Source organism: Burkholderia sp. MSh2 (assembly GCF_000731655.1).
Taxonomy (GTDB): domain Bacteria; phylum Pseudomonadota; class Gammaproteobacteria; order Burkholderiales; family Burkholderiaceae; genus Burkholderia; species Burkholderia paludis.
Genome location: NZ_JPGM01000001.1, coordinates 253,706 through 268,632, shown reverse-complemented (window position 1 = coordinate 268,632; position 14,927 = coordinate 253,706). Strand labels below are relative to the sequence as shown.

The 14,927-nt window shown below is 68.4% G+C and carries 13 protein-coding genes; 3 read left to right on the top strand and 10 right to left on the bottom strand.

Annotated features, from left to right (window positions below):
* Nucleotides 1-51: 51 nt before the first annotated feature.
* Nucleotides 52-1,320, bottom strand: coding sequence for a beta-ketoacyl-ACP synthase II (fabF, locus tag GQ57_RS01140; protein ID WP_034196810.1), 1,269 nt, complete (start codon nt 1,318-1,320; stop codon nt 52-54).
* A 179-nt stretch (nt 1,321-1,499) separates the two neighbouring features.
* Between fabF and GQ57_RS01135 the strand changes: the two genes are divergently transcribed.
* Nucleotides 1,500-2,531, top strand: coding sequence for an AraC family transcriptional regulator (locus GQ57_RS01135; protein ID WP_052000975.1), 1,032 nt, complete (start codon nt 1,500-1,502; stop codon nt 2,529-2,531).
* Between the two features lie 109 nt (nt 2,532-2,640).
* Here GQ57_RS01135 and GQ57_RS01130 read toward each other — a convergent pair whose 3' ends face one another.
* Genes GQ57_RS01130 through GQ57_RS01100 form a run of 7 tightly spaced genes read right to left on the bottom strand, consistent with a single transcriptional unit; the run spans nt 2,641 to nt 9,855 of the window.
* Nucleotides 2,641-3,705, bottom strand: coding sequence for a 2-aminoethylphosphonate aminotransferase (locus tag GQ57_RS01130; protein ID WP_031401424.1), 1,065 nt, complete (start codon nt 3,703-3,705; stop codon nt 2,641-2,643).
* Nucleotides 3,705-4,886 carry a phosphonopyruvate decarboxylase gene (gene aepY, locus GQ57_RS01125; protein WP_031401423.1) on the bottom strand — a complete coding sequence of 394 codons (1,182 nt, stop codon included), beginning with the start codon at nt 4,884-4,886 and terminating at the stop codon, nt 3,705-3,707. The genes GQ57_RS01130 and aepY overlap by 1 nt, the downstream gene beginning before the upstream one ends.
* Nucleotides 4,883-6,571, bottom strand: a complete 1,689-nt coding sequence (gene aepX, locus GQ57_RS01120; RefSeq protein WP_031401422.1) for a phosphoenolpyruvate mutase — start codon at nt 6,569-6,571, stop codon at nt 4,883-4,885. The genes aepY and aepX overlap by 4 nt, the downstream gene beginning before the upstream one ends.
* Complete coding sequence (locus GQ57_RS01115; RefSeq protein ID WP_031401421.1) at nt 6,568-7,335, bottom strand: phosphocholine cytidylyltransferase family protein; 768 nt, start codon at nt 7,333-7,335, stop codon at nt 6,568-6,570. Before GQ57_RS01115 ends, aepX begins: the two co-directional genes overlap by 4 nt.
* Nucleotides 7,336-7,370: 35 nt before the next feature.
* On the bottom strand, nt 7,371-8,372 hold the full coding sequence (locus GQ57_RS01110; RefSeq protein WP_031401420.1) for an HpnL family protein: 1,002 nt from the start codon (nt 8,370-8,372) through the stop codon (nt 7,371-7,373).
* Nucleotides 8,369-9,178: a HalD/BesD family halogenase gene (locus GQ57_RS01105; RefSeq protein ID WP_034196809.1), complete on the bottom strand. Its 810-nt coding sequence runs from the start codon at nt 9,176-9,178 to the stop codon at nt 8,369-8,371. Before GQ57_RS01105 ends, GQ57_RS01110 begins: the two co-directional genes overlap by 4 nt.
* Entirely contained in the window at nt 9,175-9,855 is a 681-nt protein-coding gene (locus GQ57_RS01100) for a CDP-alcohol phosphatidyltransferase family protein (protein WP_031401418.1), read from the bottom strand. Before GQ57_RS01100 ends, GQ57_RS01105 begins: the two co-directional genes overlap by 4 nt.
* Nucleotides 9,856-10,510: 655 nt before the next feature.
* Here GQ57_RS01100 and GQ57_RS01095 point away from each other — a divergent pair.
* Entirely contained in the window at nt 10,511-12,025 is a 1,515-nt protein-coding gene (locus tag GQ57_RS01095) for an acetyl-CoA hydrolase/transferase family protein (RefSeq protein ID WP_031401417.1), read from the top strand.
* A gap of 31 nt (nt 12,026-12,056) precedes the next feature.
* On the opposite strand, the gene GQ57_RS01090 is transcribed toward GQ57_RS01095, so the two are convergent.
* Complete coding sequence (locus tag GQ57_RS01090) at nt 12,057-13,592, bottom strand: DHA2 family efflux MFS transporter permease subunit (protein WP_034196808.1); 1,536 nt, start codon at nt 13,590-13,592, stop codon at nt 12,057-12,059.
* A gap of 135 nt (nt 13,593-13,727) precedes the next feature.
* Here GQ57_RS01090 and GQ57_RS01085 point away from each other — a divergent pair, with 135 nt between their 5' ends.
* Entirely contained in the window at nt 13,728-14,168 is a 441-nt protein-coding gene (locus GQ57_RS01085) for a MarR family winged helix-turn-helix transcriptional regulator (protein ID WP_031396944.1), read from the top strand.
* A gap of 161 nt (nt 14,169-14,329) precedes the next feature.
* Here GQ57_RS01085 and GQ57_RS01080 read toward each other — a convergent pair whose 3' ends face one another.
* Nucleotides 14,330-14,827 carry a DUF2938 domain-containing protein gene (locus GQ57_RS01080; protein WP_034196807.1) on the bottom strand — a complete coding sequence of 166 codons (498 nt, stop codon included), beginning with the start codon at nt 14,825-14,827 and terminating at the stop codon, nt 14,330-14,332.
* Between the last annotated feature and the right edge of the window lie 100 nt (nt 14,828-14,927).

The following is a 14,927-nucleotide window of genomic DNA, read 5'->3' as shown; positions in this document are numbered from 1 at the left end:
GTGCAGTCGCGGCTGCGCACACCGGGCCTCACGTTCGCGCCCGCAGCCGGATCATAGCCGACCGAACACCAGGCTGGCATTGACGCCCCCGAAACCGAAGCCGTTGGAGATCGCGTATTCCGTCGAGATGCGGCGGGCCGATCCGCCGACGATGTCGATGCCTGCCGCCGCCGGATCGGGCTGCGTCAGGTTGAGCGTCGGGGGCGCGAGCTGATCGCGCAGCGCCAGGACGGTGAAGATCGCTTCCACGCCGCCGGCCGCGCCGAGCAAGTGCCCGGTCGACCCCTTGGTGGCCGATACGGCGGGGCCGCGGTCCGTGCCGAAAACCGCCTTGATGGCCGCCAGCTCGCTGATGTCGCCGACGGGCGTGGAGGTCGCATGAGCGTTCAGGTGCCCGATCAGCGCGGGGTCGAGATTTGCCTGCCGGATCGCCAGTTCCATCGCGCGTCGTCCGCCGCTTCCATCGTCGGGCGGAGACGTCATGTGGTACGCGTCGGCGCTCGTGCCATAGCCGAGCACTTCCGCAATCGGCGTGGCGCCGCGCTGCAGCGCGTGCTCCAGTGTTTCGATGACGAGCATGCCGGCGCCTTCTCCCATGACGAAGCCGTCGCGCGCGGCGTCGAACGGGCGCGATGCCTGCACGGGGTGCTCGTTGAATCCCGTCGACATGGTTCTTGCCGCGGCGAACGACCCGAGGCTGACCCGGTCGATGCAGGCCTCGGCGCCGCCGCACACGGCAATGTCGGCCTCGCCCGACCGGATCAGGCGCGCCGCGTCGCCAATGGCCTGCGCGCTGGCGGCGCAGGCGGTCACGGGCGCGCCCAGCGGGCCGCGAAAGCCGTGGCGGATGGAGATGTGGCCGGCCGCCATGTTGGCCAGGAAGCTGGGAACGGTAAACGGAGAAAGCCGCCTTGGCCCGCGGTTGTCGGTCACCCTGACCGCTTCCGCGATCGCACCGAACCCGCCGACGCCGGACGCCACGACGGTGGCCGTCCTCTCGCGCGCGCTTTCGGTTCCGGGTTGCCACCCGGCCTGATTCAGCGCCTCCTGCGCGGCGGCCAGCGCGAACAGGCTGAACCGGTCCATCTTCTTCTGGTCCTTCGGTTCCACCGCGACGGCAGGATCGAATCCCCACGGGCTGTCCGGCGTCAGCACGGGCACGGCGCCGCCGACCTTCGCGGCAATCCCTTCGGTGATGTCGTCGGGCAGGCCGATCAGGCCCGAATGGCCGCTCAGCAGGCGGCTCCATGCGGACTCGACGCCGCATCCCAACGGCGAAACCATACCCATGCCTGTCACGACGATGCGTCTCGTGTTCAAACCGTGCTCCTCTTTTGATGGACGAAGACAGGCCGCCGGAGATTGGCACAATGCGCCATCCGGCAACTGTCGGAAAGTTCATGAATCGCGGAATAGTCGAGCCAGTATAGGGATGTTGCCAGCCAGGAATTCGCACATCGCGCCAATCAATATGCAAAATGCGCCATAATGATTGGACCATGAATGCATCCCGGCAACGTCCTCTCACGGTGTCGTCGCACTTCCTGCACGGGATGCTGCGCGCCGTTCGCACCCGTCACGGGGAAGACGCGGCGGCGCACGTCCTCGCCGGCGCGGCCATCCCGCAATCCCTGCTCGATCAGCCCGATGCGCGGATCACGCGCCAGCAATACGTCGCGCTGTACAGGACCGTCGCCGCGACGCTCGATGACGAGATGCTGGGGCTCTGGTCCCGGCCGATCCGGGGCGGCACGTTGAAATACCTGATGCTCAGCCTGCTCGACGCGCCGACGGTACTGGTCGCGTTCAATCGTTTCGTCCGGTTCTGGAATTTGCTGTTGGACGACTACCGGCTGCAGATTTCGACGAAGAACGACCTGGTGCGGCTGATGCTGGCGGAGCGCCAGCCCGGCACGCAGGTCGCGCCGCTCGGGCACGAGTTGATGATGAAGCTCGCGCACGGGATGGCATCCTGGCTGCTGGGCCGGGAACTCGCCGTGCAGCGGGTCGAGTTCGGTTTCGCCAGGCCGAGGCACGTGGAGGACTATGCCTTCCTGTTCCCCGGCACCGTGCACTTCGATGCGGCGGCCACGAGCATCCAGTTCGCGTACCAGGATTGCGCCGAGGCGTTCAAGCGCGAAAAGCACGAACTATGGGCATTCCTGAAAGCGGCGCCCGGCGCCTGGACTTTCAGCGTGTTTCATCACGGTTCGATCGTGGCGCGCACGCGCGAGCATCTCGAACGCAATATTGCGCAGCCGCCGACGATACAGGCGCTCGCGCAGGCATTGCACACGTCGGTGCGCACGCTCAACCGCCGGTTCGCGGAAGAGGGCACGCATTTCCAGCAGGTGAAGGACGGATTGCGAAGGGATATCGCCGTCGATCGGCTGACGAACTCGAACACCAGCGTCGCGGTGCTGGCGTTCGACCTCGGGTTTTCCGACGCAACCGGTTTCTGTCGCGCCTTCAAGCACTGGACCGGCAGCAGTCCTACGGATTATCGCAAGGACATGCGCCGGGACGAGTGACGCGAAAGCGTCGCGCCCGAACATGAAAAAACCCCAAGGGCCGGAACGATGTCCGGCCCTTGGGGTTCATGCGTCGCGGCCCTTGCGTCGCCGAAGCGGCGCGTGCGGCTTACCGCGTCAGCGCCGTAAAGCCTTCCAGCAAACGGTCGACGTCGGCCGCCTGGATCGCGCCCATCGTCGAGATCCGGAACAGCTCCTTCGACAGCCCGCCTTGCCCCGCGTAGATCACGAAGCCGCGCGCCTTCAACCCGTCGTGCAGCGCTTCGTACGTCACGCCCTGCGGCAGCCGGTACGCGCGCAGCACGACCGATGACGCGCCTTCCGGCAGCACGAGCGGCATGCCGCGCGCGGCGAGGCCGGCCTGCGCTTGATCGGCGAGCGCCTTGTAATGCGCATGGCGCGCACGCCAGCCGCCGGCCTCGTCGAACTCGCGCAGCGCCTCGACGAGCGCATAGTACGCGTGCACGGAAGGCGTGAACGGCGTATTGCGCTGGTCCTGCAGCTTCGCGAGGCGGCCGAGGTCGAGGTAGTACGTGCGGCTCGCCGCTTTCGCGAGCGCGCTGCGGCGCACGATCACGAACGCCGCGCCCGGCACGCCGTGCAGGCACTTGTTCGCGGTTGCGGCCACCGCGTCGATGTCGCCGCCGGCGAAGTCGATCGCTTCCGCGCCGAAGCTGCTGACGCCGTCGACGAGCATTTTCACGCCGCGCGAGCGGCACACGTCGGCGATCGCGCCGAGATCGTTCAGGCGGCCGGTGGTCGTTTCGTGATGAATCACGGCGACGTGCGAATAGCCGCCCGCGTCGAGCCGCGCGGCGATCTGCGCGAGATCGGGCGCCTGCATCCATTCATGCTTCAGCACGTCGTGCGCGATGCCGTACTGCGTCGCGATCTGCGTGATCCGCTCGCCGTACACGCCGTTCTCGATCACCAGCAGCTTGCCGTCCTGCGGCACCAGCGCCGCGACCATGCTTTCGACGGCGGCCGTGCCCGAACCCGTCATCAGCACGGCCGTCCATTCGGCCGGATCGAGTTCGTAGGCGGCGACGAGGCGCGCGCGCGCTTCGTCCTGCAGGTCGAAGAATTCGCCTTCGCGATGGCACAGGTCGGGTTGCAGCAGGCTGCGGCGCACGCGTTCGGTCAGCGTTACCGGGCCGGGGTTCAGCAGCAGCATCAATGAGCTCCTTCAACGTGGGCTTCGGTCTGCGCGGCGCCGATGTGCCGCATCAGACGGGTCTTGACCTCGACCGGCGTGACGGTCGGGCGGGGCAGGCCGTCGGGTACGCCGGTGCGGATCGCGAGGCGCACGAACCGTACGCCGTCGTTCGGCCCGGCCAGCGCGGCATCGAGCACGTCGAGCGTGTCGCCTTCGACCGCCGACGCGTAGCCGCACGCGGCCGCGACGCCCGCGAACGACACGTGCTGCGACACCGTTGCCTGGCCGCCCGTCGATTCGTGCGCGCCGTTGTCGAGCAGCACGTGCGTGAGGTTGGCCGGCCCGTAGGCGCCGAGCGTCGCGAACGCGCCCATGCGCATCAGCGCGGCGCCGTCGCCATCGACGGCCACCACGCGCAGGTCGGGGCGCGCGAGCGCGAGGCCGAGCGCGAACGGCGTCACGCAGCCCATCGAGCCGACCATGTACAGCTGGTTCGGGCGGTCGTCGAGCGCGTAGAGTTCGCGGCCGCAGAAGCCGGTCGACGCGAGCACCACGGTCGAATCGACCGGCGTGTGCGCGATCACGCGCTGCAGCGCATCGTGGCGGGTCGGCCATGCATCGGCCGATGCGGCGCGCGACGACGTGTGCGCGGCGAGGTGCGCGCGCGGCGTCGCGGCCGGGTTGGCCTTCAGTTCATACGGTGCGACGCTGCCTTTCTGCATCACGAGCGCGTACGGGCGGCCGGTCGCGTCCATGTGCGCGATCGCGCGGTCGAGTGCCGGGCCGACCTGTTCGGGGTCGGTCGGGAACGTCTCCCACGGGATCTCCATCGTGTCGAGCATCGCGGGCGTGATCGGGCCCATCAGCGCGTGCTGCGGCTCGTCGGCGACACCGGGCTGGCCGCGCCACGTGACGATCAGCAGTTGCGGCAGGCGGAACGTCCAGGTCAGCGACGTGAGCGGGCTCACCGCGTTGCCGAGCCCCGAGTTCTGCATCATCGCGATGCCGCGTTTGCCGCCGAGCGTCGCGCCCGCGATCAGCGCGACCGCGTCGCCTTCGTTCGCGGCCGACACGTAATTCAGCGTCGGGTCCTGCAGCACGTAATTGATGAACGGCGTCAGGTACGAGCAGGGCACGCCCGCGTACCAGTCGAAACCGCGCTCGCGCGCGGCCTCGACGAACTGGGCCGCTTCGATCATTGCGCGCCCCCGTTGCCGGTGCCCGGTTCGGACAGCGGCGTCTGGCCGTGCGCGAAGTCGCCCGCGCGGCGGAAGTCATCGAGATCGTTCACACCGCGCCAGTGGCCGTGCACGTACTGCACCTCGATCTTCTCGCCGGCGGCGATCAGTTCGTTGAGGAGCGCGGGGATGTCGAGCGAGTCGAAATCGTCGCGCGCCTGCAGCGTCGCGAGCATCGCCTTCAGGCGGTCGACGCCCGCGCCGCGCACGTTCAGGAGGCCGATCCAGCGGCCGTGCGGCGTGCCTGCGGCGACGTCGCTCGATACGCGTTGCAGATAGGTCTTCTGGCCGAACAGGCCACGATCGTCCGCCGCCGAGCACAGCGCGAAATCGCGCACGCTCTGGTTGGTCGGCTCGGTCAGCGACGAATCGACCACCACGCTGAACTCGGCCTCGCTCTCCGCGAGGTCGCGCACGATGTAGCTGCGGAACAGCAGGTCGCCGTACGAGATCACGGTGTCGCCGGTCAGGCGTTCGGCCGCGCATGCGAGCGACGCGAGTTCGCCCGTCTGCGCATGGCGTTCGTTGACCACGAGCTTGATGCCCGACGTGTCGATCGCGTCGGCGCGATAGCCGCCGACCACGGTGATGTCGTTCACGCCGTGCGTCTTGAAGCCGTCGACGAGCCAGCGCAGCAGCGGCTTGCCGGCGACCGGCAGCATGACCTTGGGTTTATCCTCGGTTACGGCTTCGAGGCCCTTGCCGCGGCTCGCTGCGAGCACGATCGCGGCGTTCGACGCGCGCGACGACGACGACAGGTAGATGCGCTCGGCCGCCGAGTACTCGTCGGCGTCCTGCAGGCGGAAGATCTCGTTGACCGATGCCACGCGGTCCTCGACGTTGATCAGCGTTTCGCTTTCGTGGATCTCGCGTGCGGTCGCCTGCATCGCGGATGCCGACGCGCGGATCAGGTGGTTCGCCCAGATCACGGTGCTGATGCCGGCCTGGCGGAACACGTCGGTCGGCGTGCTGTAGTACTTGGTCGGCACGATCACGAGCGGCGCCTTGCCGCTCCATTCGCGCGCGAACTGCAGGATCTCGTCGGGGCGCGACAGCTTGCTGTGGATCAGGATCGCGTCGGCGCCGGCTTCCGCATACGCGTTCGCGCGGCGCAGTGCCTCGTCCATCCCCCAGCCTGCGATCAGCGCTTCGACACGCGCGACGATCGAGAAGTCGGGATCGGTCTGCGAATCCTTGCCGGCCTTGATCTTGCCGCAGAACTCGTCGATTTCCGCGAGCGGCTGGCGCTCGCCGCCGATGAAGCTGTTGGTCTTCGGGAACTGCTTGTCTTCGATGCAGACGCCCGCGATGCCGCGCTGCTCGAGCTTCTTCACGAGGCGGCGCACGTTGTTGAAGTTGCCGTAGCCGGTGTCGCCGTCGAGCAGGATCGGCAGGTCGCTCGCGTCCGCCATGAATTCGAGCACGTCGACGACCTGGGTCCAGCTCGCTTCGTTGTTGTCGCGCACGCCGAACTGCGCGGAGATCGCGAGGCCCGACGCCCAGATCCCCTTGAAGCCGGCTTCGCGGACGATGCGCGCGGACAGGCCGTTGTGCGCTTCCATCAGGAATTCGAGGTCGCTGCTGACGAGCATGCGGCGCAGGCGTGCGCTGCGCGATTCGGTGAAGTTGGGTTCGCGGGCGTTCATCGTGCGGCTCCTGCGGTAGTGCGTTGAATCAGGGGAAGGATGTCTTGTGTGGCGCGTGCGACGTCGTTCGGGAAGTCGATCTCGATCCACGGCGAGCCGGTGACGTCGGCGACGTCGAACGAATGGCCGCCTTCGAGCAGCAGGTCGCGCACGGCTTCCTCGTGCGGCATGTTCGCGCGGCCGCTGTCGACGTAGCCCGCGACGATCGTCGCGAGGCGGCGCGCGGTGTGCTCGGTGAAGCGGAAGAAGCCGACCGATTCGCCGATCGTGTCGTACTCGAGGTCGACCGCGAGCTGCTTGCGCAGCTCGACCGGCACGCCGTTCTTCAGGCACAGCTTCACGGGTTCGTCGCCGGCCTCGAAGTCGCGGTCGATCAGCAGGCGGTCGACCGCCCGGTCGGAATCGGCCACCAGCGCGTGCAGGATGTTCTCGTCGTACAGCACGTCCGCGTCCATCAGCAGCACGTCGCCGCCGCGCGTCATCGCGTCGGCGACGGTGTGCACGGTCAGCACGCTGCCGAGGTCGTAGCGTTCGTTGATCACGATCTCGGCCTGGCGGCCGAGGCGCTTCAGTTCCTGCTCGACCTTCTCGGACTGGAAGCCGAGCCCGAGCACGATCTCGTCGACGCCCGCGGCGTCGAGTACGCGCAGATGGCGCTCGAGCAGCGACAGGTCGTCGAAGCGCAGCAGGCACTTCGGGAATTGCGCCTCGGGCGGTTGTTGCAGGCGCAAGCCGAGGCCTGCCGCAAGAATGATGGCTCGCATGGGTTCTCCAACCAAAAAGCCGGCGATCTGAACGATCAGTCGGCGAGCGGCTGCGGCGCACGGCGCCGCTGCCAGTTTCTTTCACTGAAATGCAGATAGAGCAGGCCGGGCAGGCCGAGCGCGAGTTCGCGCGCGCGCTTCGCGAGCGACAGCGCGAGCGCCGCCTCGGGCGGCAGGCCGACCAGCGGGGCGAGCAGCAGATAGCCGCCTTCCTGCGCGCCGAGCGAGCCCGGAATCGCGAAGGCCGCGCCGCGAATGGCCTGGCCGACGCTTTCCAGCAGCAGCGCGTCGAGCCAGCTCACCGGGTGGCCGAGGAAGTGCAGCGCGAGCCACACTTCCGCGGTGCCGACGATCCAGCCGACGAGGCTCAGCGCGAACGTCTTCGCGACTTTCGCGCGGTCGCGGTACAGCATGCCCACCGCGTCGTCGATCGCGTCGGCGCGGGTGGCCAGCGACGACCAGTCGCGCGGGCCGAGGAACTTCGACGCGAGGCGCATGCCGCGGCCGAACAGCCCGCGCCGCTGCGCCGCGTAGAACAGCGCGGCGAGGGCGCCCAGCACGCCGGTGGCGATCAGCGCGGGCGTGCGCAGGTGCGCGACGGACTCGTGCGTGGCGTACAGGCTGAACGCGGCGATGCCGATCAGCGCGAACGCCATCTGCGCGAGCGCCTGCATCGTCGTGCTGACCGTGACGACCGCCGCCGCGTCGGCCATCCGCGTGCCGCGCTGCGCGAGGTGGCGCACCATCAGCACCGGGCCGCCGATCTGCCCGGCGGGCAGCAGGCTGTTCACCGATTCGCCGACCCAGCGCGCGCGCAGCGCGTTGCCGAGCTCGGCGCCCGGCTGGCCGCGGCGGAACATCACGGAGAGTGCGGTGGCGTCGATCACGAGCGGCACGACGTGGAACGCCGCGACGAGCGCGAGCCCCCAGCCGGCCGCGAGGAACGTGGACGCGACCGCGCCGACGCCCTGCCAGGCGAGGAGCGCGACGAAGAGTGCTGTTCCGAGGGACAGCAGGATCAGCCCGGCGCGTGTCATGACCCTGTCGTGCGTCGTGTGGCCAGTTGCTTGAACACCTGGCGGAAACCGAAATACGCGATCGCGTCCTTCATGTTCGAGATGAAGCGCTTCCACGGCCGCATGCCGGGGTTCGTCACGTATTCGAACGTCAGCGACACGCGCATCTCGTTCTGGCCGAGCGGCGTGATGCGGTGGCGCAGCTTGTCGCCGTCGAACAGCACGATGCCGCCGTCGGCGATCTGCACGGAGCCGGGTTCGTCGGCCACGTCCGGATTGCGCGTGTGCAGCTCGTAGTCGAGCCGGCACGACGATTCGTCGATCACGCCGATCAGCAGCGTGTAGCGGCGGCCGTCGTAGTACGACGTGTCGTAGTGCCAGCCGATGTGGTCGCCGGGTTTCGTGTAGTAATACAGCGCGTACGCGTGCGGATCGTCGTCCGGCGACAGCATCAGCTTGTCGCCCGTGATTTTCTCGAGGAACGCGATCAGCGCCTTCGACCGGTACAGCTCGGCGATATAGGGCGCCTGCTCGTCGATCGTATGGCGGCTCACGCTGCCGCCCTGCTTGTGGCCGGGCAGGTAATTGCGGTTCAGGCCGGCCTGCATCGCGCGGGCGGCCTGCGCGAGCTTCGCGTGGGCGTCGGCCGGCAGGAACGCGTCGAGGTACAGGAACGATCCCTGGCGCGTGTAGTCGCCGCGCAGGCGGTCGAGGTCGAGCGGGCCGACGCAGTCGGCCACCGTGCGATCGGGATCGGCCACGGCCGCGCGCGCAGGCGCGGGGCGTGCCGGGCTCAGCACGGAGTCGTCGCGCGTGCTAGGAGTCATTTGGAAGCCTGGATTTCGGTTGGATTTTGCGTCACGTTGCCGCGTCGGACGACGCGCCACCAGTCGATCACGACCCAGGCGGCGAACAGCGGGGCGCCGATCGACGCCGCGAGCAGGAACGGCTCGACGCCGTCGAACAGCGTGACGAGCGGCAGCAGGTACAGCACGTCTTCGGTCTCGAAGCCGCCGGCGAACGCCTGCTTGGTGCCGGCCTTGCCGGCGACCGATTCGATCCGCATGCGCAGGAAGAAGATCAGCGCGACGGCCGCGCCGGCCACCGCGCCGAGCAGCACCGGCGAGGCGGCCATCTGGCCGCCCTGGGCGACGATGCCGACGCCCATGCTGACGAACAGCGCGATCGTCACGAGCGCATCGGCCGCGAGGTCGTAAAAATGACCGATCTTGCTCGATTTGCCGCTGATGCGCGCAAGCTCGCCGTCGGTGTGGTCGACGAAGTTCGACAGGACGATCAGGAATGCGCCCGCGTTGCTCCAGCCGAAGCCGCCGTGCGCGAGGCACCAGGCGCCGGCGAGGCCGATCAGCAGACGGAGGGTGGTGAGGTGATTCGGGGTGACCGGCGTATCGACGAGCGGTCGGACAAGCGAGCGCGCGAGCCGCGCATCCCAGGTGCGTGGCAGGGGCGGCTCGGAGCGTGCGGCGGTTTTTCTTTGGTCCATCGGCGAAATATATACGGAATTGTAATTTGTTGCTTTTTATTCGATCAATGTCCTGACATGCGCGAGTGTTACCGCGTCTTGCGGTGGCTGGCCGGTCGACGGGCGTGCACACGGAAAGGGCACGCGGGCGGGGCGGCCGGCCCCTCATTCCAGTGTGGTTCGGGGCGCGCGTCCGTCAAGGGCGGACGGGCCGCGAGGGCCGGTGCGGCGGGGCTTTCCGGGGCGGCCGGCCGGCGGCGCGCGGCGCATGCGACCTTGATGCGCGTCAGGTCCGGGAAAAGCGCATCGGGCGACAATTGGCCGCGCCGGACGGGTATCGGCCATTGCCGGTCGTTCGTCGTGAAATCCGGTCGTGAATTCTTCGATTGATGCCATGGGGTTGTCAATAGCCGACCGGTCATCCGATGCATGCGTCGTCGTGCACTTTACCGGTGCATCCGGCGAGTGTGGCGCGCTTCTCACAGAACGACCGTTCGATACGCGGCAAATTCGGCAAGGATCTTTTTCATACAGCGGACATTTCGCGGCGATTGCCTCTGCGATACTCCGACCGTGCCTGTGGTGCCGGCCGCCTCTCGCGGCCCCAAGGGCTTCATGTCGCTCAGGAGACACCCCCCGCGACGTTAACGACAGACCAAAGCGTCAGAAACCAGCCATGTCTTCATCACGCATCCTCGCTCCCGCCCTGCGTTCGCTCGTCCGCACCGCCGACGAAGCCGCCGCGCTGATCCGTCCCGGCATGACCGTCGCCATGAGCGGCTTTACCGGGTCCGGCTATCCGAAGGCCGTGCCGGCCGCGCTGGCCGCCCATATCGACGCGGCGCATGCGCGCGGCGAGGACTTCCGCATCAACGTGCTGACCGGCGCCTCGACCGCGCCTGAGCTCGACGGCGCGCTTGCCCGCACCAACGGCATCTCGATGCGGCTGCCGTACCAGTCCGACCCGACGCTGCGCGACAAGATCAACAACGGCGAAGTCGATTACCAGGACGTCCACCTGAGCCACGTCGCGCAATATGCGTGGTTCGGGCTGTACGGCGACCTCGACGTCGCGATCGTCGAAGTCGCGGGCATCCGCGAGGACGGATTGCTGATTCCGTCGGCATCGATCGGCAACAACAAGACCTGGCTCGAACGCGCGAAGCACGTGATCCTCGAGGTCAACTCGCGCCAGCCGATCGGCCTCGACGGGATGCACGACGTCTACTACGGCACCGCGCTGCCGCCGCACCGCAAGCCGATCCCGCTGACGAAGAGCGACGACCGCATCGGCGAGCCTTACCTGCGCTGCCCGGCCGACAAGATCGTCGCGATCGTCGAGACCGATGCGCCGGATCGCAGCAATGCGTTCTCCGCGCCGGATGCGACGTCCAAGCAGATCGCGCATCAACTGATCGATTTCCTGCGCCACGAAGTGAAGCGCGGCCGCCTGCCTGAAAACCTGCTGCCGCTGCAGTCGGGCGTCGGCAACATCACGAACGCGGTGCTCGCGGAACTGAGCTCGGCCGGCTTCGCGAACCTGACCGCGTACACCGAGGTGATCCAGGACGGCATGCTCGACCTGCTCCAGGACGGCACGCTGAGCTTCGCGTCGGCCACCGCGCTGTCGCTGAGCCCGACCGCCGTGCAGCGCTTCGCCGACGAGATCGCGACGTTCCGCGAGAAGATCGTGCTGCGCCCGCAGGAGATCAGCAACCATCCCGAACTCGTGCGCCGCCTCGGCTGCATCGCGATGAACGGGATGATCGAGGCCGACATCTACGGCAACGTGAACTCGACCCACGTGATGGGCACGAAAATCCAGAACGGCATCGGCGGCTCGGGCGACTTCGCGCGCAACGGCTATCTGTCGTGCTTCATGTCGGCCAGCACCGCGAAGGGCGGGGCGATCTCGCGCATCGTGCCGATGGCGAGCCACGTCGACCATACCGAGCACGACGTCGGGGTGATCGTGACCGAGCAGGGCCTCGCGGACCTGCGCGGCCTGTCGCCGAAGCAGCGCGCGCGCAAGGTCATCGCGACCTGCGCGCATCCCGACTACCGGCCGATGCTCGAGGACTACTTCGAGCGCGCGTCGCACGAGAGCTTCGGCAAGCACACGCCGCACCTGCTCGCCGAGGCGCTGTCGTGGCACGAGCGCTACGTGCGCACCGGGACGATGAAGGCCTGACGAGGCGCAGCGCGCGCGGCGGGGGCGGGCGTCAGTCTATCGCCGCGTGCGCGACCTCGACGCTCGCCGCCTGTCGCGGCGGGCGGATCAGCAGCAACAGCGGGATCATCAGCAGCGTCGCGACGAACATCAGCTTGAAGTCGTTCAGGTACGCGATCATCGACGCCTGCTGGTTGATCGTGCGGTCGAGCAGCGCGATGTCGAGGCGGCTGCCGGCCATGGCCTGCACGGCCGGATCGAACGGCGTGACGTGGGCCGCGAGATCGGCGTGCGCGACCTGCGTGTTGCGCGTCATCAGCGTCTGCACGATCGAGATGCCGATGCTGCTGCCGATGTTGCGCATCAGGCTGTAGGTGGCCGTGCCGTCCGCGCGCAGCTCGGGCGGCAGCGTCGAGAACGACAGCGCGCTCAGCGGCACGAACACGAGCCCCAGCCCGAAACCCTGCACCACGCCGGGCCACACGATGTCCGCTTCGGACAGCACGACCGTGTACTGCATCATCTGCCAGAGCGCGAGCGCGGAAATCGACAGCCCCGCGAGCAGCAGCATCCGCGCATCCACGTATTTCAGCAGCCTGCCGACGAACAGCATCGCGATCATCGTGCCGGCGCCGCTCGGCGCGGTGACGAGGCCCGTCGTCGCGACCGGGTAGCCCATCAGGTTCTGCAGCATCGGCGGCAGCAGCGCGCGCGTCGCGTACAGCACCGCGCCGACCACGAAGATGAACAGCGTGCCCGTCGCGAAGTTCGGATCGCGCAGCAGTTCCGACTTGAAGAACGACGCCTTGCCGACGGTCGCCGTGTGCGCGAGGAAAAACGCGAAGCCGAGCGCCGCGAGGAGCGCCTCGATGCGGATCTCGTACGAGCCGAACCAGTCGAGCTGTTCGCCGCGGTCGAGCATCGCCTGGAAGGCGCCGATCGCGAGCGCGAGCGTCGCGAAGCCGAACGCGTCGAACTTCACGTGCGGGCGCGGCGCGCGTGCCGGCAGGAAGGTCATCACCCCGGCGAGCGCGAACGCGCCGATCGGCACGTTGATGAAGAACACCCAGCGCCAGTTGTAGCTGTCGGTGAGCCAGCCGCCGAGCGTCGGGCCGAGGATCGGGCCGACCATCACGCCCATCCCCCAGATCGCCATCGCCTGGCCTTGCTTTTCGCGCGGGTTGATGTCGAGCAGGATCGACTGCGACAGCGGCACCAGCGCCGCGCCGAATATGCCCTGCAGCAGACGCGCGCCGACGATCTGCACGAGTGTCTCGGACAGCCCGCATAGCGCCGAAGCGACGGTGAAGCCGGCGATCGACGCGATCAGCAGCCGCTTGACGCTGAGCCGGTCCGACAGCCAGCCGGTGAGCGGCGTCGCGATCGCCGCGGCGACGATATAGGAGGTCAGCACCCAGGTGATCTCGTCCTGCGACGCGGACAGCGTGCCCTGCATGTGCGGCAGCGCGACGTTCGCGATCGTGCTGTCGAGGGTCTGGATCAGCGTGGCGAGCATGATCGACAGGGTCAGCATCGGCCGGTTCAGGGCGGGCGAGGCGGGGGCGTCGGCGGCGGCGGCGGGATTCAAGCGGGTGTCTCCGTGGGGCGGTCGCCGTGGGCGGCGATCCGGTATGGCTCGAATGATAAGCACGCTTATTATATCTTCGCTTATCGACGGGTCGCGAGCCGAGGGCCGTTTCCGGCTTGACCCTATAATCGCCGCATGGACAAGACCTACGAGAACCGGATCGGCTACCTGATTTCCGACGTGGCCCGCCTGCACGGACGCCTGTACGACCGGCGCGCGAAGCGCATCGGCCTGACGCGCGCGCAGAGCCGCGTGCTCGCATACCTGACGTGGAAGGGCGAGATGAATCAGGCGCGGCTCGCGGAGTGGCTCGAGATCACGCCGATTTCGCTGACGCGGCTGCTCGACCGGATGGAGAGCTGCGGCTGGATCGAACGCATCGCGAACGACGACGACCGGCGCGCGTTCGTGATCCGGCTGACGGACAAGTCGCGCGAGATTTTTCCGCAGATGCTCGAGGTGGGTGATGCCGTTGCCGACGACGGACTGCGCGGCTTCACGCCGGACGAGCGCGAAACGCTGGTGCGGCTGCTCGGGCGCATGCGCCACAACCTGATCGACTGCGGCGGCGAGTAACGCGCGGCGCCCACCGGGCGCGCCGGGCGGCGGAGGCGATCTCCGCAGGCATGCCGGGCGTCATGGCGCCGGCGCGGCGCGTTGCCGGCGGCGGACGGCCGTTCCGGCGCTGCCCGGCGCTGCCCGGCGCTGCCCGGCGCGGTTCGCGTGAAGCCGCACGCTCAACGGGCCAGCGCCGCCAGCGCGGAGGCCGCCAGATACAGCCCGACCCCGTACGACAGATGCGTGACGAGACTGCGCCGGCGCGCGACGCCCGGATGCGGCGTGCGCGACGCCGCAATGCCGAAGCCGAATGCCGGCTGCATCACGAAGAATGGCGCGACCACGCTGGCGAGGCCGGCGACGAGCGCGGGGAGCGGCGTCGGCATGCCGATCCATGCCGTGCCCGCGATCGCGACGGGCAGCGCCGCGAAGGCGATGCCGATCGCGTAATGCGCGAGCCAGCCGAGCGCGCGTTCTCCCGCCACGGGCGGCGCGGCGGCGATCGACGCATGCCGGAACCGGCCGTGCATCATGTGGCCGATCCAGCGACCGACCAGCGCATAGTCGAGCGACGGCGTGCCGAACACGCGCCGCCGAAACGACGCCCACAGATCCATCATGAGCGTGGCGCCCGCGCCGATCGGCACCAGGCTGAGCAGCAGGTCGGGCAGTCTCATCGCGCGCCTCCACGGAGCAGCATAGCGGCGGCGGGGTGCGGCGGGTTGCATCGGGATTTCGGCGGTTTCATGGCGGTCCGGGCTTGTCTTTACGGAGTGG

Excerpts from the sequence above, each read along its gene's own strand:
- GQ57_RS01135 (WP_052000975.1), top strand. The coding sequence starts at position 1,500 with ATGAATGCATCCCGGCAACGTCCTCTCACGGTGTCGTCGCACTTCCTG.
- GQ57_RS01130 (WP_031401424.1), bottom strand. The coding sequence starts at position 3,705 with ATGCTGCTGCTGAACCCCGGCCCGGTAACGCTGACCGAACGCGTGCGC.
- aepY (WP_031401423.1), bottom strand. The coding sequence starts at position 4,886 with ATGATCGAAGCGGCCCAGTTCGTCGAGGCCGCGCGCGAGCGCGGTTTC.
- aepX (WP_031401422.1), bottom strand. The coding sequence starts at position 6,571 with ATGAACGCCCGCGAACCCAACTTCACCGAATCGCGCAGCGCACGCCTG.
- GQ57_RS01115 (WP_031401421.1), bottom strand. The coding sequence starts at position 7,335 with ATGCGAGCCATCATTCTTGCGGCAGGCCTCGGCTTGCGCCTGCAACAA.
- GQ57_RS01110 (WP_031401420.1), bottom strand. The coding sequence starts at position 8,372 with ATGACACGCGCCGGGCTGATCCTGCTGTCCCTCGGAACAGCACTCTTC.
- GQ57_RS01105 (WP_034196809.1), bottom strand. The coding sequence starts at position 9,178 with ATGACTCCTAGCACGCGCGACGACTCCGTGCTGAGCCCGGCACGCCCC.
- GQ57_RS01100 (WP_031401418.1), bottom strand. The coding sequence starts at position 9,855 with ATGGACCAAAGAAAAACCGCCGCACGCTCCGAGCCGCCCCTGCCACGC.
- GQ57_RS01095 (WP_031401417.1), top strand. The coding sequence starts at position 10,511 with ATGTCTTCATCACGCATCCTCGCTCCCGCCCTGCGTTCGCTCGTCCGC.
- GQ57_RS01085 (WP_031396944.1), top strand. The coding sequence starts at position 13,728 with ATGGACAAGACCTACGAGAACCGGATCGGCTACCTGATTTCCGACGTG.
- GQ57_RS01080 (WP_034196807.1), bottom strand. The coding sequence starts at position 14,827 with ATGAGACTGCCCGACCTGCTGCTCAGCCTGGTGCCGATCGGCGCGGGC.